14 protein-coding genes are annotated in these 20,074 nt (G+C 70.5%); 6 read left to right on the top strand and 8 right to left on the bottom strand.

The window, feature by feature from the left end:
- Window position 1 precedes the first annotated feature (1 nt).
- Genes ACLF3G_RS17670 through ACLF3G_RS17660 form a run of 3 tightly spaced genes read right to left on the bottom strand, consistent with a single transcriptional unit; the run spans window position 2 to window position 5,963 of the window.
- Entirely contained in the window at window positions 2-3,121 is a 3,120-nt protein-coding gene (locus ACLF3G_RS17670; protein ID WP_430670726.1) for an efflux RND transporter permease subunit, read from the bottom strand.
- Window positions 3,118-4,491: an efflux RND transporter periplasmic adaptor subunit gene (locus tag ACLF3G_RS17665; RefSeq protein WP_430670725.1), complete on the bottom strand. Its 1,374-nt coding sequence runs from the start codon at window positions 4,489-4,491 to the stop codon at window positions 3,118-3,120. Before ACLF3G_RS17665 ends, ACLF3G_RS17670 begins: the two co-directional genes overlap by 4 nt.
- Window positions 4,488-5,963, bottom strand: coding sequence for an efflux transporter outer membrane subunit (locus tag ACLF3G_RS17660; protein ID WP_430670724.1), 1,476 nt, complete (start codon window positions 5,961-5,963; stop codon window positions 4,488-4,490). The genes ACLF3G_RS17665 and ACLF3G_RS17660 overlap by 4 nt, the downstream gene beginning before the upstream one ends.
- A gap of 274 nt (window positions 5,964-6,237) precedes the next feature.
- Between ACLF3G_RS17660 and ACLF3G_RS17655 the strand changes: the two genes are divergently transcribed.
- Window positions 6,238-10,401, top strand: coding sequence for a choice-of-anchor I family protein (locus ACLF3G_RS17655; RefSeq protein WP_430670723.1), 4,164 nt, complete (start codon window positions 6,238-6,240; stop codon window positions 10,399-10,401).
- An 8-nt stretch (window positions 10,402-10,409) separates the two neighbouring features.
- Here the strand turns inward: ACLF3G_RS17655 and ACLF3G_RS17650 are convergent, their stop codons facing one another.
- A complete protein-coding gene (locus ACLF3G_RS17650) occupies window positions 10,410-11,420 on the bottom strand; it encodes a 2-hydroxyacid dehydrogenase (RefSeq protein WP_430670722.1) in 1,011 nt (336 codons plus the stop codon).
- 14 nt (window positions 11,421-11,434) lie between these two features.
- Window positions 11,435-12,310, bottom strand: coding sequence for a universal stress protein (locus tag ACLF3G_RS17645; protein ID WP_430670721.1), 876 nt, complete (start codon window positions 12,308-12,310; stop codon window positions 11,435-11,437).
- A 153-nt stretch (window positions 12,311-12,463) separates the two neighbouring features.
- Here ACLF3G_RS17645 and ACLF3G_RS17640 point away from each other — a divergent pair, with 153 nt between their 5' ends.
- Both ACLF3G_RS17640 and ACLF3G_RS17635 read left to right on the top strand, forming a co-directional pair.
- Window positions 12,464-13,969 carry an L-lactate permease gene (locus ACLF3G_RS17640; protein ID WP_430670720.1) on the top strand — a complete coding sequence of 502 codons (1,506 nt, stop codon included), beginning with the start codon at window positions 12,464-12,466 and terminating at the stop codon, window positions 13,967-13,969.
- Window positions 13,970-14,017: 48 nt separating this feature from the next.
- Entirely contained in the window at window positions 14,018-14,959 is a 942-nt protein-coding gene (locus tag ACLF3G_RS17635; RefSeq protein WP_430670719.1) for a 1-phosphofructokinase family hexose kinase, read from the top strand.
- Window position 14,960: 1 nt separating this feature from the next.
- Here the strand turns inward: ACLF3G_RS17635 and ACLF3G_RS17630 are convergent, their stop codons facing one another.
- Entirely contained in the window at window positions 14,961-15,434 is a 474-nt protein-coding gene (locus ACLF3G_RS17630; RefSeq protein WP_430670718.1) for a PaaI family thioesterase, read from the bottom strand.
- A 64-nt stretch (window positions 15,435-15,498) separates the two neighbouring features.
- On the opposite strand from ACLF3G_RS17630, the gene ACLF3G_RS17625 reads away from it, so the two are divergent.
- Window positions 15,499-15,765: a DUF6522 family protein gene (locus ACLF3G_RS17625; protein WP_430670717.1), complete on the top strand. Its 267-nt coding sequence runs from the start codon at window positions 15,499-15,501 to the stop codon at window positions 15,763-15,765.
- Window positions 15,766-16,032: 267 nt separating this feature from the next.
- Here ACLF3G_RS17625 and ACLF3G_RS17620 read toward each other — a convergent pair whose 3' ends face one another.
- Window positions 16,033-16,941, bottom strand: a complete 909-nt coding sequence (locus ACLF3G_RS17620; protein ID WP_430670716.1) for a LysR family transcriptional regulator — start codon at window positions 16,939-16,941, stop codon at window positions 16,033-16,035.
- Window positions 16,942-17,071: 130 nt separating this feature from the next.
- On the bottom strand, window positions 17,072-18,043 hold the full coding sequence (gene trxB / locus ACLF3G_RS17615) for a thioredoxin-disulfide reductase (protein ID WP_430670715.1): 972 nt from the start codon (window positions 18,041-18,043) through the stop codon (window positions 17,072-17,074).
- A 158-nt stretch (window positions 18,044-18,201) separates the two neighbouring features.
- On the opposite strand from trxB, the gene ACLF3G_RS17610 reads away from it, so the two are divergent.
- Both ACLF3G_RS17610 and ACLF3G_RS17605 read left to right on the top strand, forming a co-directional pair.
- A complete protein-coding gene (locus ACLF3G_RS17610) occupies window positions 18,202-18,690 on the top strand; it encodes an Lrp/AsnC family transcriptional regulator (RefSeq protein WP_430670714.1) in 489 nt (162 codons plus the stop codon).
- On the top strand, window positions 18,687-20,066 hold the full coding sequence (locus tag ACLF3G_RS17605) for a hypothetical protein (protein WP_430670713.1): 1,380 nt from the start codon (window positions 18,687-18,689) through the stop codon (window positions 20,064-20,066). Before ACLF3G_RS17610 ends, ACLF3G_RS17605 begins: the two co-directional genes overlap by 4 nt.
- The last annotated feature ends 8 nt before the right edge of the window (window positions 20,067-20,074 follow it).

The following is a 20,074-nucleotide window of genomic DNA, read 5'->3' as shown; positions in this document are numbered from 1 at the left end:
GCTATTCCGCCGGCGCCGGCGGCGGCGTGCTGCGGCCAAGCCGCGATGCCCGCGCCCGAAGCTGCTCCATAGCCAGGTAGATCACCGGCGTGGTGTAGAGCGTGATGACCTGGCTCAGCAGCAGCCCGCCGATGACGGAGACGCCGAGCGGCAGCCGCAACTCGGACCCGGCGCCGCTGCCCAGCACCAGCGGCAGCGCGCCAAGCAGGGCGGCCATGGTGGTCATCATGATCGGCCGGAAGCGCAGCAGGCAGGCCTCCCGGATCGCGTCGCGCGGCGACATGCCATGGTCGCGCTGCGCCTCCAGCGCGAAGTCGATCATCATGATGGCGTTCTTCTTGACGATGCCCATCAGCAGAACGATGCCGATCAGCGCCACCACCGACAGATCCAGCCCGCACAGCCACAGCCCGAGCAGCGCCCCGATGCCGGCGGAGGGCAGGGTGGACAGGATCGTGATGGGGTGGATGACGCTTTCGTACAGCACGCCGAGCACGATGTAGATGACGATGATCGCCGCCAGGATCAGCCAGCCCTGTCCCGCCAGCGATCGTGTGAATTCCGCCGCATCACCCCCGAAGCTGCCGGAGATGGAATCCGGCATGCCAAGCTGGGCCTGCGCCAGGCGTATCGCCTCCAGCGCCGCGCCGAGCGACGCGCCGGGCGAAAGGTTGAAGCCGATGGTCACGGCGGGGAACTGGTCCTGCCGGGTGATCGTCAGCGGGCCGCGGCCGCGCGTGATGCTGGCGATTTCTGACAGCGGGATCTGGGGTGCTATCGTTGCGCCCGCCGCCGTGCCGGTGACGCGCAGCATCCCGATGGCGGCCAGGTCGCCGGCCTGCGCCGGGTCGGCCTCCAGCACCACCCGATACTGGTTGTTCTGCGCGTAGATGGTGGAGATCTGGCGCTGGCCGAAGGCGTTGTACAGCGTATCGTCCACCGCCTGCATGGTGACGCCGAGCCGCGCCGCGCGCTGCCGGTCCACATTCACCATCACGCGCAGCCCGTCCTCCCGCTGGTCGCTGCCGACGTCCCGCAGGGCAGGCTCGGCCCGCAGCGCCGCCACCAGGCGTGGCGCCCATTCGGACAACTGCGTCGCATCGCTGTCCATCAGCGTGTACTGGTACTGCGTGGCAGATGGCCGCGTGCCGATCTGGATGTCCTGCACCGGTTGCAGATAGGTCTCGATGCCGGCGATAGCCGCCAGCCGTGGCGTCAGGCGCTGCATGATCGCGCTGACGTCGGCGGTGCGTTCCGCCCGTGGGCGCAGCACCGCGGTGATCCGCCCGGTGTTCGACGCCGCATTGATTGTGCCGGCGCCGGCGACCGAGGTGATGGAGACCACATCCGGATCCTGGCCCACCACCTCCGCCACCTGGCGCTGCAGTTCCGACATGCGGCGGAAGGAGACATCCTGCGGCGCCTCGGTCGTCACGGTGATGAGACCGGTATCCTGCAACGGCAGGAAGCCCTTGGGCATGACGATGTAGAGGCCGACCGTGCCCGCCACCGTCAGCGTTGCGAGCACCAGCATCAGTCCCTCCCGCGCCAGGGCGCGGTCCAGCGTGCGGGCGTAGCCGCGGCGCAGCCACTCGAAGCCGCGCTCGAACAGGTCGGAGATGCGGCCGGGCTTGTCCTCTCCGTGCGGACGCAGCAGCAGGCCGCACATCATCGGCGTCAGCGTCAGCGACACCACCATGGACACCAGGACGGAGACCGTCAGCACCATGGCGAATTCGCGGAACAGCCGCCCGACCACGCCTTCCATGAACAGCAGCGGGATGAACACGGCTATCAGCGACAGGGTAAGGGAGACGATGGTGAAGCCGATCTGCTTCGCGCCCTCGTAAGCGGCGCGCAGCGGCTTCATCCCCTCCTCGATCATGCGGACGATGTTCTCGATCATGACAATCGCATCATCCACCACGAAGCCGGTCGCGATGGTCAGCGCCATCAGGGACAGGTTGTCCACCGAATAGCCCAGCACCGACATGATGCCGAAGGTGCCGATGATGGACAGTGGCAGGGCGACGCCCGGGATCAGCGTGGCGCGCCAGGTCCGCAGGAACAGGAAGATCACCAGCACGACCAGCACCATGGACAGCACCAGCGTCAGCTGCACCTCGTGCACCGAGGCGCGGATGGTCTCCGTACGATCCGCCACCACGGAAAGCCGTACGCCGGCCGGCAGGGCGCGTTGCAGACCCCCGAGCTGCCCGCGCAGCGCTTCCACCGTGGCGACGATGTTGGCGCCGGGCTGGCGCTGCACGTCCAGCAGCACGGCGGGGCTGCCATTGTACCAGGCCGCCGTCAGCGTATTCTCCAGGTCCTCCACCGCCACGCCGACATCGCGCAGCCGCACCGGCGCATCCTCGCGCCAGGCGATGATCAGGTCCTCGAAGGCCGCGGGCGTCGAGATCTGGTCGTTCGCCATGACGGCGGAGGATTGCTGCGGCCCGTCGATGGAGCCCTTCGCCCCCGCCACGTTGCCTGCGGTGACGGCGCTGCGCACCGCCTCCATCCCGATGCCGTAGGCGGCCAGCCGGCGCGGATCGACCTGCAACCGGACGGCCGGCCGCATGTTGCCCTGTACCGCCACGCGGCCGACGCCGCCGACCTGCGCCAGCCTCTGCGCCAGCAGCGTGTCGACGATGTCTGACAGCCGCGCCACCGGCAGCGTGTCGGAGGTCAGCGCCAGCGTCAGGATTGGCGGGTCGGCCGGATTCACCTTGGCGTAGGTCGGGGGATACGGCAGCGTGTTCGGCAGCGTGCCGCGCGCCGCGTTGATCGCCGCCTGCACATCCTGCGCCGCATCGTCGATATCGCGGTCCAGGTTGAATTGCAGCGTGATGCGGCTGACGGACGGACCGCTGACGGAGACCATCTCCGACAGGCCCGCGATCAGCGCGAGTTGCCGTTCCAGCGATGCCGTCACCAGCACCGCGACGGTGTCCGGGGACGCGCCGGGCAGTTGCGTCGTCACCTGGATGGTCGGGAAGTCGACCTCCGGCAGCGAGGACACCGGCAGCCGCATGTACCCGTACAGCCCGGTCAGCAGCACCGCCACGGCCAGCAGCGCTGTGGCGACCGGTCGCGCGATGAAGGGCGCCGAGATGTTCACGGGCGCGGCGTGGATGGCGCCGGGGTTTGGGCCGCGGTCGCCGCCGCTGGCGCACCCGCCGGCGGCCCGGCGCTCGGCGCCGCGCCACCCGCGCCACCCGCGCCGGGCGGCCGTCTCCGCTGCCGCGGCACGGCGACCGGCACCACCGGGTCGGCCACCTGCACCGCGCTGCCGCTCACCAGCCGCAGCGCGCCGGAGGACACCGCGCGCTCACCCGGCCGCATGCCCCGCAGCACCACCGCCTGCTGTCCGGCGATGGTGCCCAGCGTCACGGGCCGCTGTTCCACCGTGTTGTCGTCGCGGACGATGAAGGCGTAGGTGCCCTGAGGTCCGCGCTGGATGGCGACCAGCGGCAGCACCGTCACGTCCCGCAGCACCGCCACCTGGATGCGCGTGTTGACGAAGGCGCCGGGCCACAGGCGCTGGTCGTCGTTCGGGAAGGTGGCCTTCAGCTTGATGGTGCCGGTCGCCGCATCCACCTGGTTGTCCAGCGTCACCAATTGCCCGATGGGGTTGGGCGGCGGAGGGCTGCCATCCGGGCGCGGCGGTGCGGTTTCCGCCAGACGTGCCTCGACCTGCACCGGCCCTTCCTCCAGCGCCTGGATCACCTGCGGCAGGGTCTGCTGCGGCAGGGTGAAGGTCACGCTGATCGGCCGCAGCTGCGTCACCACCGCGATGCCGGTCGTGCTGCTGGACTGCACGAAGTTGCCGATATCCACCTGGCGCAGCCCGACGCGGCCGTCGATCGGCGAACGGATGGTCGTGTCGTCCAGCTTGGCCTGCGCATCGGCGATGGTCGCATCGTCGAATTGCAGCTGCGCCTCAAGCTGCGCCACCGTGGCGCGCTGCGTGTCCAGCACCTGCTGCGAGGTGCCGTTGCTGCGCGCCAGCGTGATGTAGCGTTGCAGGTCGCGCCGTGCATTCGCCAGTTGCGCATCCCGCTGCGCCCGCGTCGCCACCGCCTGGTCCAGCGCCGCCTGGTAGCTGCGTGGGTCGATGCGTACCAGCACGTCGCCCGCCTTCACTTCCTGCCCCTCCCGGAACACGATCTCCGTGATCCGGCCGGAAACCTGCGGCACCACGGTGACGGTGTTGGAGGCCTGCACGGTGCCGAGCGCATCCAGCAGGATCGGCAGGTCTTCTGTCGTCGCCGGCACCGCCGTCACCGGAATCGGCACGCGGCCACCACGCGCTGGGCCCGTCGCCGCCGGTGGCGCCCCGCCGAACCAACCCGTGCTCCAGGCGTACCAGCCGCCGCCCGCCAGCAGCGCCAGCAGCAGCAGCCAGGGCCACAGCCGGCGGCGGCGCCGCGCGGTGGGCGTGGTGGTGTTGGGCGCCTCGGCCAAGGGCGGGCGGGGCAGGTCGTTCATCGCATGGTACTCGCTGAACCGCCGGGGCCGGCGGCAACCAGAGGTGGAGGCACCGAGGCCAGCGTCCAGCCGCCTCCCAGCGCCGTGAACAGGGCGCTGGCGGCCTGCAGCCGGTCCGTCTGCGCCTGTGCCACGGCATTGCGGGCGCTGAACAGGCTGGATTGCACGTTCAGCACGGTCAGCAGATCTACCGTGCCGGCCTGCAACTGCGCCTCCGCGATCGCATAGGCCCGGCGCGCCGCGTCCGCCCGTACCCGTTGCAGGGCCAGGGCCTCCGTTGTGCGGCGCAGGGCTGACAGGCTGGTCTCGGTGTCCTGCAGCGCGAACAGGATGGCGCGACGGTATTCCGCCACAAGCTCCGCCTGTCGTGCGCTGAACTGCTCCACCTGGGCGCGCAGCGCGCCGGCATTGAAGATCGGCGCGGTGAGGCCCGCGGCCAGGTTGTACACCACGGAGCCCGGCCGCAGCAGCGTCTCCAGCGCCACGCTCTGCAACCCGCCACCGCCGGTCAGCGCGATGGTCGGGAACAGCGCGGCGCGGGCGGCGGCCACATTCGCGTTGGCGGCCAGCAGGTTGGCCTCCGCCAGTTGCACGTCCGGGCGGCGCGCCAGCACCTCCGCCGGCAGGCCCGGCGCGATCTCCGGCACGCGGATGTCATCCAGCCGCACCGCGCGGATATCGATCTCGCCCGGCGCCACGCCCGTGAGCGTGCCAAGGGCAAAACTGTTCTGCTCCACCTGCTGTTGCAGCGGCGGGATGGCGGCACGCTGCTGCGCCACGACGGTTTCCTGCTGCGCGATGTCGAGCCCGGTGGCGGTGCCGACCGCCAGCCGCTGGCGCAGGATGCCGAGGTTGCGGTTGGCCACTTCCAGGTTGCCGCGCTGGATCTCGAGCTGTTCCTGTGCGCCGAGCCCGTTGAACAGCGCGTTGGCCACGGCGGCCTGGGTGGTCAGCGCGGTGACGCCGATGGCGTAGCGCGCGGCCACGGCGCTGGACCGGGCGCTGTCCAGGATCGCCCGGTTGCGGCCCCAGAAATCCACCTCGTAGCTGGCGGAGAGGCCGCCGCCGAAGCTGTTGCCGGCGCTGCCCGCGGAGCCCGGGTTGCGGCTGGTGCCGCGCGACCGTCCGGCGGACAGGTCCGCATCCACCCGCGGCAGCAGCGCGGCGCCGGAGATCCGCACCTCGGCATCCGCCTGGCGCAGCCGCGCCACCGCCGCGGCGATGTCCAAATTCTCCGCCATCGCGGCGCGCATAAGCGCATCCAACTGCGGCGTACCGAAGCCCTGCCACCAGGCGGCATCGGGCCAGCGCATGGCGGTGGGGGCCGCCTCCGCGTTGGCGGCCCGGAAGAAGCCCGGGATGCGCAGGCCGGAGGCGGCCGGGTCGATCCGCGCCGCGCAGCCCTGCGCCAGGCCGCCGGTGCCCAGCAGGCTGGCGGCGCGAAGGAAGCGGCGGCGGGCGGGAAGCGTCATGGAAGCCAGGGTGAACCTCGTTTGCGGCGGCGCCGGGGCGTGCCACGGCCAGGCTGGTTGTGCGCCGGCTGCGCCGCCGCGGCCACCGCCGATTGGCTACGAAGCGTTGCGGTCCGTAAGCGTCCAGGCCCGGCGGTGAAGAAAAGCTTAACACAGTCGGCGCCGAACGGACGCCGCCCCGTAACAATTCGCGGATACGTGTCCGCCGTTCGAGACGGACCTAGTGCCCTGCGCCCGGGCCCGCCCGGCCGCCGGTTGCCACGGAGCAAAACAGATGAGCCTGTCCACCACCCCGACCGCTGCGCTGAGCTTCGCGGCCGCCGGCAGCCTGACCCTGGCCGGCGCGGAAATCTCCGCCTTCGACCCGGGCAGCAACCGGCTTTTCGTGACCTCCGGCGTCGGCCTGCAGGTGGTGGACCTGTCCAACCCGGCCATGCCGGTCCTGATCGAGACCATCGACTTCACCACGCTCGGCTTCGCCACCACGGACATCACCAGCGTCGCGGCGAAGAACGGCATGGTGGCCGTGGCGCTGCCGAATGCCGACAAGGCCCTGCCGGGCCAGGTGCTGTTCCTGGCCGCAAATGATCCGGGCGTCGTGATCGCCGCGGTCGAGGTCGGCGCCCTGCCGGACAGCCTGACCTTCACGCCGGACGGCACTACCCTGCTGGTCGCCAATGAGGGCGAGCTGAACGAGGCCGGCACCGACGGCGATGGCAGCATTACCTTGATCTACACGGGCGCCGGCCCGGGCCGCCTGGGCCCCCCCGTCACCGCCACCTTCGACGCCTTTGACGGCCAGGAGGATGCGCTGCGGGCCGCCGGGGTGCGCATCTTCGAGGGCCGGTCCGTGTCCCAGGATGTCGAGCCGGAATACATCGCCGTGTCCGCCGACAGCAGCAAGGCGATGATCACCTTGCAGGAAGCCAATGCGGTGGCGATCCTGGACATCGCCAGCGCGACCATCACCGCCATCGTCCCGCTGGGCACCAAGGACTTCTCGAACCTGCTGGCCGATTTCAGCGACCGGGATGGGCCGCGCAACGACCCGCTGCCAGCCAACCTGGTGAACGCGCCGGTCTTCGGGCTGTACATGCCGGATGCGATCGACAGCTACGGCGCGAATGGCCGGACCTTCTACGTGATTGCCAATGAGGGTGACGACCGCGACGACTTCCTCGATCCCGGCGAGACGATCCGCGTCGGCAGCAACGCCTACGACCTCGACGACGCAACCTTCCCGAACGAGGCCTTCCTGAAGGACAGCGACAACCTCGGCCGCCTGACCGTGTCCAACGCCCCCGGCCTGCGCGGCGACACGGATGGCGATGGCGATATCGACCAGATCCTGATGTACGGCGCCCGGTCCTTCTCCATTCTCGATGACCAGGGCGGCATCGTCTTCGACAGCGCGGACCTGATCGAGCGCATCGTGGCGGAACACTTCCCCGCCCTGTTCGACGACGGCCGCAGCGACAACAAGGGGCCGGAGCCGGAGGGCATCGAGATCGGCGTCATCGACGGCAACACCTATGCCTTCGTCGCCCTCGAACGCTCCAACATGACCCTGGCCTTCGACGTGACCGACCCGGATGCCGTCACCTACACCGGCGCCATCCGCCGCGCGGGTGACGTCAGCCCGGAGGGCGTGCTGTTCATCCCGGCCGCGGAGTCGCCGACCGGCCAGGCGCTGTTCATCGCCAGCAACGAGGTCAGCAACACCATCTCCGTCTTCACGGTGGACCCGGCGCCCTTCACCTTGCAACTGCTGCACTTCGCCGATGCCGAGGCCGGCCTGCTGGCCGGGCGGACCGCGCCGAACCTGGCGGCGCTGGTCGATGCCTTCGACGGCACCTATGCCAACACGCTGATCCTGGCCGGCGGCGACAACTTCATCCCCGGCCCCTTCCTGGCTGCCGGCACCGATGCCTCCGTCGCCGTCACCCACGGCCGCGGCAACAACCCCGGCGCCGCCGACATCGAGATCCACAACCGCATCGGCGTCGAAGCGTCCACCGTCGGCAACCATGAGTTCGACCTCGGCACCAACGCCTTCGCCGATGCGGTCAACGATGCCGCCTTCCCCTACCTGACCGCAAACCTGGACTTCTCCGCGGATGCCGGCATTTCCGGCCGCTACACCGAGACCGTGGGCGTGAACGGCCTGGAGAACGCGGCAACGCTGGCCGGCCGCATCGTGCCCTCCGCCGTCGTGCAGAAAGGCGGCGAGGCGATCGGCCTGGTCGGCGTCACCACGCAGATCATCGAGAGCATCTCCTCCACCGGCAATGTCGAGGTGAAGGGCTTCGCAGGCGACGGCGCCGAGACGAATGACATGGTGCTGTTGGCGGCCCTGCTGCAGCCGGTGATCGACGACCTGGTCGCCCAGGGCGTCAACAAGATCATCCTGATGTCGCACCTGCAGCAGATCCAGTTCGAGCAGCAGCTGGCGACACTGCTGACCGGCGTCGATATCATCCTGGCGGCCGGCTCCAACACCCGCCTCGGGGATGCCACCGATGTCGCGGTGGAATTTCCCGGCCATGCCGCCGACTTCGCCGGCACCTATCCGATCGTCACGCAGGGCGCCGATGGCGGCACCACGCTGATCGTCAACACCGACAACGAATTCACCTATCTCGGCCGCCTGGTCGTCGATTTCGACGCCGAGGGCCGCATCATCCTGGACAGCCTGGACGAGGCCATCAACGGCGCCTATGCCGCGAACGACGCCAACGTCGCCGTCGCCTGGGGCGTGGCCGAGGCCGATCTGGCGACCACCGCCTTCGCCGCGGGCACCAAGGGCGCCGAGGTGGCGGAGGTCACCGACGCCGTCCAGGCCGTGATCGCCGCCAAGGACGGCAATGTCTTCGGCTTCACCGATGTCTACCTGGAAGGCGAGCGCGCCCAGGTCCGCAGCCAGGAAACCAACCTCGGCAACCTGACGGCGGATGCCAACCGCGAGGCGGCGGTCGAGGCGACCGGCGAGGCCTTCATGGTCTCGCTGAAGAATGGCGGCGGCATCCGCGCGCAGATCGGCGCGGTGGAAGTGGCCACCGGCGACAAGCTGCCGCCGATCGCCAATGCGGATGCGGGCAAGCCCGCCGGCGGCGTGTCAGAACTCGACATCGAAAATGCGCTGCGCTTCGACAACAAGCTGATGGTGTTCGACACCACGGCGGAGGGCCTGAAGAACATCCTGGAATTCGCCGCCGGCATCCCGCAGGGCAATGGCGGCTACGCCCAGCTTGGCGGCGTGCGCTTCGCCTTCGATCCGGACAACCCGGCCGGCAGCCGGGTGCAGAGCGTGGCGCTGATCGACCAGGAGGGCCAGGTGATCGCCCGCGTGGTGGAGGACGGCATGGTGCAGGCCGAGGCGCCCGCCGTCATCAGCGTCGTCTCGCTGAACTTCCTGGCGAATGGCGGCGACGGCTACCCGGTGAAGGCCAACGGCTTCAACTTCCGCTATCTGCTGGAGGACGGCTCGCTCAGCGCCCCCGTGGATCCGACCGCGAACTTCACCGCCGCCGGGACCGTGCCGGCCGGCACGCTGGGCGAGCAGAAGGCGCTGGAGGACTACCTGGCGCGCTACCACGCGACGCCGGAGACCGCCTTCGCCGAGGCCGACACGCCCGCCTCCGCCGATACCCGCATCCAGGACCTGAACCGCAAGGACTTCGACACGGTCTTCTTCGGCGGCACGATCCAGGACGGCGAGGGCGCCGGCCGAATCCTCGGCACGATCGGCGACGATGCCATCTTCGGCAATGGCGGCAACGACACGATGCTGGGCGGTGCCGGTGACGACACGCTGTTCGGCGGCGATGGCCAGGACCGCCTGGTCGGCGGCGCGGGCCGCGACGTCCTGCTGGCCGGCGACGGCAATGACCGCGTGCTGGGTGAAGATGGAGACGACCTTGTCGACGGCGCGGCGGGTGACGACCGCGTGGTCGGTGGCCTCGGCTCCGACACGGTGCTCGGCGGCACCGGCCGCGACACCCTTGCCGGTGGGGCTGGCAACGACATCCTCCAGGCCGGCGACGACAACGACAGGCTATCGAGCGATGCCGGTGACGACACGCTGGAGGGTGGCCTGGGTGCGGATGTGCTGATGGGCGGCGCTGGCGCCGACATCTTCACCTTCGATGCCTTCGTCCAAAGCCTGCGCGACCAGTCCGACCGCATCCGCGACTTCAACGCGGCCGAGGGGGACCGCATCAGCTTCGCCGGCATCGATGCGGACCCGCTGGCGGATGGCGACCAGGCCTTCGCCTTCGTCGGCACCGGCGCCTTCCTCGATAGCGTCGCCTCCATCCGCGTGCATTACGGCGCGAACGGCACGGCGATCCAGGTCGACGCCGGCGATGGCGGCGCGCTGGAGATGGTGGTGCGGCTGGTCGGCCAGCCGGCGCTTCAAGCCAGCGACTTCATCCTGTAGCGCGGGCTTCAGGCCAGCTTCTCGGTCGAGACCTCGTGCGTCGCACGCCCGGTCTCGGCGAAGCTGGTGATGTTGGCGATCGTCGTCTCGGCGATCGCCGTCAGCGCCTCCGTCGTGAAGAAGGCCTGGTGCGCCGTGACCAGCACGTTGGGGAAGGTCAGCAGCCGGGCGAAGATGTCGTCCTGCAGCATCTGGTCGGACAGATCCTCGAAGAACAGGTCCGCCTCCTCCTCGTACACGTCGAGGCCGAGCAGCCCGACTTGCCCGGATTTCAGCCCGGCAATGGCGGCGCGCGTGTCGACGATGGCGCCGCGGCTGGTGTTGACGAGCATGGCGCCGCGCCGCATCCGTGCCACCGCCGCAGCGTCGATCAGGTGGCGCGTGGCCGGCGTCAGTGGGCAGTGCAGGGTGACGATGTCGGACCGCGCCAGCAGGTCTTCCATGGAAAGGTAATCCAGCCCCATCGCCAGCCCGCCCTCGGATGGGACGGGGTCGTGCGCCACCACCGTGCAGCCGAAGCCGCGCATGATGCGCGCCACCGCCAGCCCGATCCGTCCGGTGCCAACCACGCCCACCGTCCGTCCATGCATGTCGAAGCCGAGCAGGCCATCCAGCGCGAAATTGCCCTCCCGCACCCGGTTGTAGGCGCGGTGGATGCGGCGGTTCAGCGACAGCATCATCGCAACCGTATGCTCCGCCACGGATTCCGGCGAATAGGCCGGTACCCGCGCCACGGTCAGGCCGAGCCGCCGCGCCGCCACCAGGTCCACGTTGTTGAAGCCGGCCGAGCGCAGCGCCAGCAGCCGGATGCCCATCCCGGCGAAGGCTTCCAGCACCGGCGCGTCGACGTGGTCGTTGACGAAGGCGCAGACCGCCTCCGCCCCCTTGGCCAGCCCAGCGGTTTCCGCCGAGAGCCGCGCCTCCAGGAAGACCAGGCGGTGCCGCCCGCCATCCCCTGCATTGGCGGCCTCAAGGAACTGCCGGTCATAGGGCTTGGTACTGAACACGACGACATGCATGGGCGGGTTCTTCCTCAGGCCCTGGGTTGCCGCACCATCAGGACGTCGCTGGGCAGGCAGGCCAGCAGCCGCTTCGCCACGCTGCCGACCAGGAACCCCGCCAGGCCGCTGCGACCCTGGGTGCCGAGGACAGTCAGGTTGACCTCGCGGTCCGCGACGTACCGTGCCAGCTGGGCATCCGCCGGCCCATATTCCAGCATGGACCGGATTCGTGCCCGCGCCGCCTCCGGCACGGTGGCGAGGAAATCATCCTGGTCCGTCGCCGCCAACTGCCGCATCTCCGCCATGTGGGCCTCGCGGCCAAGGATGCCCTCGAACGGGATCTGGAAAGCATGGAACAGGGTGATCGCCGCCTCCGGCAGCCAGGCCAGGGCACAGTCCAGCGCGTGGCGGGAGCAGGGCGAGAAATCGGTGGCGACCACCACCTCCCCATAGTCGCGCCAAGCGCGGCGCTTCACCACCAGCACCGGCACCGGCGATTCCCGCACCAGGTGCTCGACTATGCGGCCGACCGCCGCGCGGCCCATCATCTCGTCACGCGCCACGCCGGTGACGATCAACTGGCAGTCGAGCGCCGCCGCCTGCCGCAGGATCGCCTCGGCCGGCGCGCCGCGTTCGATCACCACCTCGCCGAGTGACCCTTGCAACTCGGCGCGGATGTGCCGCTCCGCGGCCTGCACCGCCTCGGACTGGCTGCGGCGCCATGAAGGCACCTCCGGCGGCTCCTCGCCCGGGATCACGTGCAGCAGGTGCAGCGTGGCGCCCCATGCCTGGGCCAGCCGCACGGCGCGGTCCTGCGCGCGGTCGCAACGGCTGCTCAGGTCGGTGGCGAGCAGGATGCGCTTCGGCGTGCCGTGCTGCCAGGCCGGGTCGGCGCGGGTTGCGCTCATTGGCGTAACTCCCTCAAGTCCGTGTGTGGCGTCGGGGCATTCCCCCGGGCCGATCCAGTAGTGCTACCGGACCATGCCGACATTGATTAAAATCAACTTTCTGGAAACCTTTATCCGCCGCCGGGCAGGCCGCGGTTTTGCCTGGATCCGGACATGACAGCCGCCGCCGCGCTGCTCCCGATCCTGCTGATCGTGCTGCTGATGGTCGGCGCCGGGCGTGGCGCGGTTGCGGCCGGGCTTGCGGGCCTGGGTGTCGCGCTGCCGGTGGCGCTGCTGGTGTTCGGCTGGGCAGGGCCGCCGGCGGCGGGCGGCTTGGGCGGGGCCCTGGCCGGTGTCACCGCCGAGGCCGGCTTCTCCGCCCTCACCATTCTATGGATCATCCTGCCGGCGCTGTGGCTGCACGAGATGCAACTGGCCTCTGGCGCCACCGAGACGCTGCGCCGCGCCCTCATCAGCCTGTCGCCGGACCGGCGGGTGACGGCGTTGCTGGTCGCCTGGTTCTTCGCGCTGTTCTCCGAAGGTGCAGCGGGCTTCGGCACGCCGGTGGTCCTCGCCGCGCCGATCCTTGTGGGCCTGGGCTTCGGCCCGGCACAGGCCGTGGCGCTGGCGCTGGTCGGGCATGCCGTGGGCGTTTCCTTCGGCGCCGTTGGCACCCCGGTGGTGCCGCAGGTGGCGGCAAGCGGGCTGGACCCGCTGGCGCTGTCCGGCGCCACGGCGCTGCTGCACGCCGCCTGCGGCTGGACCATGGCCCTGTTCGTCCACCGCCTGGCCGGCGAAGGGCAGGCAGCGCGCGGCGGCTGGGGGATGGCGCTGTTCGCCGCCGCCGCCTTCCTGCTGCCCTTCGCCGCCATCGCGACCTGGGTGGGGCCTGAACTGCCGACGCTCGGCGGTGCTCTGGTCGGCGGCGTCGCCTTCGCGCTGGCGGTCTCGCGGCGTCGCGCGCCCAGGGCCGGGGCCGTACCCTCCGGCCGCGCCGTGCTGGCTGCGGCACTGCCCTACCTGCTGCTGCTCGCCCTGATCCTGGCGACACGCCTGCTGCCGCCGGTACGGGAGGCGCTGGGCCGCGTGACGCTGGACTGGTCCCTGGCCGAGGGCGCCTTCAGCGGCAACCTGCTGCCGCTGTACCACCCGGGCACGCTGCTGCTGGCCAGCCTGCTGCTGGCGGCGGCGCTGCACCGCACGGGGTGGGAGGTGCTGGGCGCTGCCGCCGGCCGGGCGCTGGCGCGGCTGCCGCCGGTGTTCCTGGCGCTGCTGCTGATGCTCACCCTGGCGCGGCTGATGGTGCATTCCGGCATGGTCGCGGCACTGGCCGAGGCGGCGGCCGGCATCGCCGGGCAGGGCTGGCCCGCCTTCGCGGCCGCCACCGGCGCGCTCGGCACCTTCGTCACCGGGTCCGCCACCGCCTCAAACATCCTGCTGAGCGACTTCCAGCTTGCCACTGCCGCGGCGCTGTCCCTCCCGGCGCTGCCGCTGCTGGCGGCGCAGGGGTTCGGCGCCGCTGTCGGCAACATCATCTGCCCACACAACATCGTGGCCGGCGGCGCCACGGTCGGGCTCGGCGGGCGGGAAGGGGAAGTGATGCGGCGCACCCTGCCGGCGTGCGCGCTGTATGCCGCGCTGGGTGGTGCCGCGACGCTGGTGGCGGTGGCGCTGTGGTGAGGCGCCCCGCTCGCGCGCCCGCGCCGCTTCTGGCACCCTGGCGCCATCATGCCCGACACCCAGACGATCCTCACCCTGACCGCCAACCCCTCCGTCGACCTCGCCTGCGAGGCCGAGGCAGTGCGCCCCGTGCGGAAGATCCGCACGAAGAATGAAAGGTTCGACCCCGGCGGCGGCGGCGTCAACGTCGCCCGCGTGGTGCGCGAATTGGGCGGGCAGGCGCTGGCGGTGCTGCTGGCGGGCGGCGTCACCGGCCGGCTGATCGAGGAACTGGTCGATGCCGCCGGCATCCCGCGCCGCAGCGTCCCGATCGCGGGCCGCACCCGCATCAGCCAGATCGTGCAGGACCTCTCGAGCGGCCTGGAATACCGCTTCGTCCCGGAAGGTCCCGAAATCGCCCCGGCCGAAACGGCGGCGGCGCTGGAGCTTCTGGCCCGCGAAGCCGGCGAATGGCTGGTGCTCAGCGGCAGCCTGGCGCGCGGCATGCCGGTGGATTTCTTCGCCACCGCGGCACGCCAGGCCCGCGCCCGTGGCCAGCGCGTGGTGGTGGACAGCTCCGGCGCCCCGCTGCGCGCCGCCATCGAAGCCGGTGGACTCGAGCTGGTGAAGCCGAGCCTTGGCGAGTTCGAGGTGCTGGTCGGCCGCAAGCTGCCCGAGGCGGCGGACCAGGACGCCGCGGTGCTGGACCTCGCGCGGTCCGGCGCCGTGAAGCTGGTGGCGCTGACGCTCGGCCATCGCGGCGCCGTACTGGCCAATGCCGAGCGGGTCTGGCGGCTGCCGGCGCCCGACGTGCCGGTGCGCGGCGCGGCCGGGGCGGGGGACAGCTTCGTCGCCGCCATGACCCTGGCCCTGGCGCGCGGCGACGCGCCGGCCGAGGCCTTCGCCTGGGGCAGCGCCGCCGGCGGCGCCACCGTGGCGCAGCCCGGCACGGCGCATGCGAAGCGGGCGGAGGTGGAGGCGCTGTACGGCCAGATGCGCCGCTTGCTGTAGCTCAGGCCTCGCGCGGCTCGGCGCCCGGCGGCTGACCGATATGGGTCTCGCTGCCCGCGCGCCAGCGATGCGTCGAGGCCCCGAAGGCCACCATCTTGCCGGCCTCATCAAACACGTCCGTGCGGACGAAGAAGATGTTGCGGCCGCGCTGCGCCACCTTGGCTTCCGCGACCAGGCGCCCGGCCTTCACCTGGCCGGTGAAGCGGCAATCCAGGTCCAGCGTCACCGCCTTGCGGACATTGCCGGGCACGCTGCACCAAAGGCCGGAATAGCCGGCCGCCTGATCGATCATCGACAGGATCAGCCCGCCATGGACGATGCCGGAGCGGTTGCGGTGCTGGTCGCCCACCGTGCAGGCCAGCCGCGCCAGCCCCTCCTCCCATTGCACCAGGGTCAGGCCGAGCAGGGTGTGGTAGGGGGCGCCGCCAGGATCGAGGTCGAGGTCGGAAGTCGGGGAGGGATCGGATTGTGTCATGCCGCCTCCGTTGCAGCGCGACGCCGCCGCGGTCAATCCTGCCTCGCATCCCCAGGAGCGCTGCATGCCTGTCCCTGACCGGGTCGAGATCGACGAAGCCGGCGACGTGGCCCTGTCCGCCGAACAGGCCGCTTTCCTGCTGGGCGCGGCGCTGGAGGATTTCCTGGCCGATCTGCGCGCCGGCCATGTCTATTCGGTGGTCGAGCGGGGGGAGGGAGCCGATGCCGGACGTATTCGCCTGACGCTGCATCGCCGATCGACCCGCCGCCGACTGGTTGTGGAGGCAGGGACGGGCCGGGTCCTGGACATCGACCCGACGAACGACGCCTGAACCCGCGGCCGCTCCACCAAAAAAAAGGCCGCCAACCCGTTGGGGCAGCGGCCTAAGTCAAACAGGGAGGCTTCACGTCTGGGAGACGAAGGGGTTCAGGGCTCGCCCTGAATGACCCTGATCCAGCGTCGCCGCCGGAACGCCCCTAACATAGTCGCCCGCGCGACCTTCGGTTGAGTGAATTGGCGCTACCCGACATGCGCGAAATGCATGGAACCCGATCTGCTACTCAAAAATGACAGGACTGTGGCGTTTCGCGACGGATGGCTAGCTGGCGGCCTGCATTCGTGCGGGAAGCGCAAGTTCCGAGACGAGGAAGTCCCGGAACACCGCCACCCGCTTCGAATGCCGCAATTCCTCCGGGTAGACGAAATAGGCCTCGATCCGCGGCGCCTTGAGGTCCGGCAGCACCTGCACCAGCCCGTCCAGCTCCTCGCCCATGTAATCGGGAAGGGCCGCGATGCCGAGGCCGCTGCGCACGGCGGCCAGGATGCCCGGCAGGCTGTTCATCTCCAGCACCGCCCGGCGCGTGGAACCTGGCCGGCGCCCGGCTTCCTGCAGCCAGTTCACGCTTTCGACCGGCGGGCGATAGTCGCCATAGACGATCATCCGGTGGGCATCGAGGTCTTCGGCCCGCATCGGCATCCCGGCGGTCTTCAGGTAGTCCGGTGAGCCGCAGACGCGCCAGCCGAAGGTGCCGAGGTTGCGCTGGATCAGGTCCGGCTGGCGCGGCGGATGCAGGCGGATGGCGACGTCGGCCTCCCGCATCGCGAGATCCAGGTCCGCATCGTCCAGCACCACGGTCAGCGTCACGTCCGGGTGCAGCGCCATGAAGCGACGCAGGCGGGGGGCCAGCCAGACACTGCCGAAGCCGGTGGTGGTGGTGACCTTCAGCCGGCCGGTCGGGCGTTCCCGGCTTTCGGTCAGCAAGGCTTCGGTCATGGCCAGCTTCGCGAACACCTCCCGCACCGCGCGGTTCAGGGTCTCGCCCTGTTCGGTGAGGATCAGGCCGCGGGCGTGGCGGTGGAACAACGGGACGGAAAGCGCCTCCTCCAGCGCCTGGATCTGGCGTGAGACGGCGGATTGCGAGAGATTCAGCGTCTCGCCGGCATGGGTGAAGGACCCCGCCTCGGCGACCGCATGGAAAACCCGCAGCTTGTCCCAGTCCAGCGGCATGCCCGCGGTGATTCCCTGCTCTGACGTTGTGGCAAGCTGCCATGCAACCCATTGGCCTGGGTAGCATGACAATGCGGCCCGGCGCGTTTTTTTCCCGGCGCGACCCCCGGCAAAGCGAAGTTTTTCGCGATCAGGCGGCCGCGACGTCCACCGCGGGCAGGTGGGCCAGGAACTTCTCGGCCTCGAGCGCCGCCATGCAACCGGTGCCGGCCGCGGTCACCGCCTGGCGGAACACCTTGTCCTGCACGTCCCCCGCCGCGAAGACGCCGGGCAGGCTGGTCTGCGTGGTGCCGGGGGTGGTGCGGATGTAGCCTTCGTCATCCATGGCGATCTGGCTGCGGAACAGCGCGGTGGCCGGGTCGTGGCCGATCGCCACGAACAGGCCATGCACCGGCAATTCGGTGCGCGCGCCAGTCTTCAGGTTGCGCAGCGCCAGGCCTCGGGCCACCGGCATCCGACCACTGTCATCCGCAAGCACCCGCTCCACCGCCGTGTCCCAGATGACGGAGACGTTGGGCCGCTCGAACAGGCGGTGCTGCAGGATCTTCTCCGACCTCAGGCTGTCCCGGCGGTGGATCAGCGTGACGTGGCGCGCGAGGTTGGACAGGTACAGCGCCTCCTCCGTCGCGGAATTGCCGCCGCCGACCACCGCCACGTCCTTGCCGCGATAGAAGAAGCCGTCGCAGGTCGCGCAGGCGGAGACGCCGAAGCCGGACAATTCCTTCTCGCCCGGGATGTGCAGCCAGCGCGCCTGCGCGCCCGTCGCGATGACCAGGGATTCGGCCTCGTAAACGTCGCCCGAATCGCCAGTGGCCAGGAAAGGTCGGCGGCCGAGATCGACGGAGGTGATGACGTCCTGCACCACCTCCGCCCCCACATGAGTCGCCTGGGCCTGCATCTGGTCCATCAGCCACGGCCCCTGGATCGGCTCGGCGAAGCCTGGGAAGTTCTCGACCTCCGTCGTGATGGTCAACTGCCCGCCCGGCTGCAGCCCGGCGACCACCATCGGCTTCAGCCCTGCGCGGGCGGCGTAGATGGCGGCGGTGTAGCCGGCGGGGCCGGCGCCGAGGATGAGCAGGCGGGTGCGGCGAGTCTGGGACACGGGTTTGGATCCGGCAGTAATGAACCTTCCCCGCCCATATCGGCCGCCAAGCCCCGCGGCTCAAGCCCGGAGTGGATTCGTCGGCCCGCGTCTTGTAGATCGCCGATGCCGAAAGGATATTGCGTCGCGCACGCCGAATGGGACACGCCAGCATCGCCATGACCGAACCACCCGCCCCGGACATCGACGAGGTCGACCGCCACATCCTGGCGGAGCTCCAGGCCGATGGCCGGATGACCAATGTCGAGCTCGCCCGCCGCGTCGGCCTTTCGGCCCCACCCTGCCTGCGCCGGGTGCGGCGGCTGGAGGAACAGGGCGTGATCCGCGGCTACCATGCCGATCTCGACCCGCAGGTGCTGGGCTGGGAGATCACCTTCTTCGCCCTGGTGGGCCTGGAAACCCAGAAGCAGGCGGTTCTCCAGGCCTTCGAGGCGATGGTTTGCGAATGGCCGGAGGTGCGCGAATGCCACATGATCCGTGGCGGCGGCGACTTCATGCTGCGCCTGGTGGCGCGTGACACCGCGCATGAGAACGCCCTGACCTCCCGCCTCACCGGCGCCGCCAGCGTGCTGCGGGTGCAGACCTTGCAGACCATTCGCACCACCAAGGATGAAAGCGGCGTGCCGGTGGAGGGCGTGCCGGCTTGAAGCTACGGGCTGCCCTTTTCCTGGCCGGCCTGCTGTGGCCGGGCATGGTGGCGGCTGTCGAGCCGCCTGCGCTGGCGTCCTGTCCGCCCGGGCTGCCGGCGACCACGCAATGCTGGCGCGGCCAGGACGCGAACGGCGCCTTCCTGCTGCTGGCACGGCCGGAAAACTGGCATGGCGGACTTGTCACACATGTCTATGGCGGCCCCCGCATGTCGGCACCCGCCGCCGACAGCACGGATGAGGATCTGCTGCGCTATTCGGAATACCTGGCGGAGGGCTGGGCCTGGGTCTCCACCTCCCGCCGTCGCGCCGGCTTCGGCATCCGCTCCGGCGGCGAGGACTCACTGGCGGCGCGGCGCATCGCCGGGGAGGTACTCGGTCCCATCCGCTTCAGCCTGCTGCACGGCCAGAGCTGGGGTGGCGCCGTCGCTGCCAAGGCGATCGAGACGCTGAACGAGCCTGGCCCGGAGGGTACCCGCCCCTGGCAGGCCGCGCTGCTGACCTCCGCCGTGCTGGCCGGCCCGACGCGGGCCTACGACATGCGGGTGGACCTTCGCGCCGCCTACCAGGCGATCTGCGGCACGCATCCGCGGCCGGAGGAGCCGCAATATGTCGTGACCCTCGGCCTGGCGCGTGGCCAGCGGATGACGCGGGAGGAGCTGATGTCCCGCTACCTCGCCTGCACCGGCGCCGACCTGGCGCCGGAGGCGCGGACGCCGGCGCAGCGGCGGGCGCTGGCTGACCTTTCGGCCGCCAGCCGGGTGCCGGAGGCGGCGATCCCGGCGCATCTGGTCTGGGCGACCACGGTCTTCGCCGATATCGGCTGGCGGCTGATGGAGGGGCGCAGCGCCTTCGGCAATCGCGACGTGCAGTATGCCGGCACCTCCGACGATGTCGGGCTGAACGCCCGCATCCCGCGCATCGTGGCGGATTCCGGCGCCGTGGAACGGCTGGCGTCCGATGGCGACCCCACCGGCATCGTCGCCATCCCGGTGCTGACGCTGCACGGCATCGGTGACATGACCGTGTTCGTGGAACACCAGTCCGCCTACCGGGAGACACTGGAGCGCGCCGGCAACGGCCACCTGCTGGTGCAGGTCTTCACCGACGAGATCGAGCATTCCAAGCTTTCCGGCCCGATCTACGCCGCCGCCGCCGCCGCGCTGCGCGGCTGGGCCGAGACGCGCCGCCGGCCAGGCGCCGCCGAATTGCAGGGCCGCTGCGAGGCCAGCCCCATCACCACCCTCGGCCCCTGCCGCATCGTGCCGGACTACCGGCCGCAGCCCTGGGAGGCCCGGGTCAATCCGCGCGGAGGGGCGCCCGCCGAGGCAGTAGCCGCGCGCCATGAACCTCCGCTACGCTCCCCGCAACGATAACACTGTGG

This window comes from Falsiroseomonas sp. HC035 (assembly GCF_050563525.1).
In the GTDB taxonomy this organism is placed as follows: Bacteria; Pseudomonadota; Alphaproteobacteria; order Acetobacterales; family Acetobacteraceae; genus Falsiroseomonas.
The sequence above is the reverse complement of the archived record's forward strand: the minus strand, read 5'-3'. Positions and strand labels throughout refer to the sequence as shown.

What these genes read in the sequence shown, in the direction of transcription:
- ACLF3G_RS17665 (WP_430670725.1), bottom strand. Translation starts at nt 4,491, where the DNA reads ATGAACGACCTGCCCCGCCCGCCCTTGGCCGAGGCGCCCAACACCACC.
- ACLF3G_RS17660 (WP_430670724.1), bottom strand. Translation starts at nt 5,963, where the DNA reads ATGACGCTTCCCGCCCGCCGCCGCTTCCTTCGCGCCGCCAGCCTGCTG.
- ACLF3G_RS17655 (WP_430670723.1), top strand. Translation starts at nt 6,238, where the DNA reads ATGAGCCTGTCCACCACCCCGACCGCTGCGCTGAGCTTCGCGGCCGCC.
- ACLF3G_RS17650 (WP_430670722.1), bottom strand. Translation starts at nt 11,420, where the DNA reads ATGCATGTCGTCGTGTTCAGTACCAAGCCCTATGACCGGCAGTTCCTT.
- ACLF3G_RS17645 (WP_430670721.1), bottom strand. Translation starts at nt 12,310, where the DNA reads ATGAGCGCAACCCGCGCCGACCCGGCCTGGCAGCACGGCACGCCGAAG.
- ACLF3G_RS17640 (WP_430670720.1), top strand. Translation starts at nt 12,464, where the DNA reads ATGACAGCCGCCGCCGCGCTGCTCCCGATCCTGCTGATCGTGCTGCTG.
- ACLF3G_RS17635 (WP_430670719.1), top strand. Translation starts at nt 14,018, where the DNA reads ATGCCCGACACCCAGACGATCCTCACCCTGACCGCCAACCCCTCCGTC.
- ACLF3G_RS17630 (WP_430670718.1), bottom strand. Translation starts at nt 15,434, where the DNA reads ATGACACAATCCGATCCCTCCCCGACTTCCGACCTCGACCTCGATCCT.
- ACLF3G_RS17625 (WP_430670717.1), top strand. Translation starts at nt 15,499, where the DNA reads ATGCCTGTCCCTGACCGGGTCGAGATCGACGAAGCCGGCGACGTGGCC.
- ACLF3G_RS17620 (WP_430670716.1), bottom strand. Translation starts at nt 16,941, where the DNA reads ATGCCGCTGGACTGGGACAAGCTGCGGGTTTTCCATGCGGTCGCCGAG.
- ACLF3G_RS17610 (WP_430670714.1), top strand. Translation starts at nt 18,202, where the DNA reads ATGACCGAACCACCCGCCCCGGACATCGACGAGGTCGACCGCCACATC.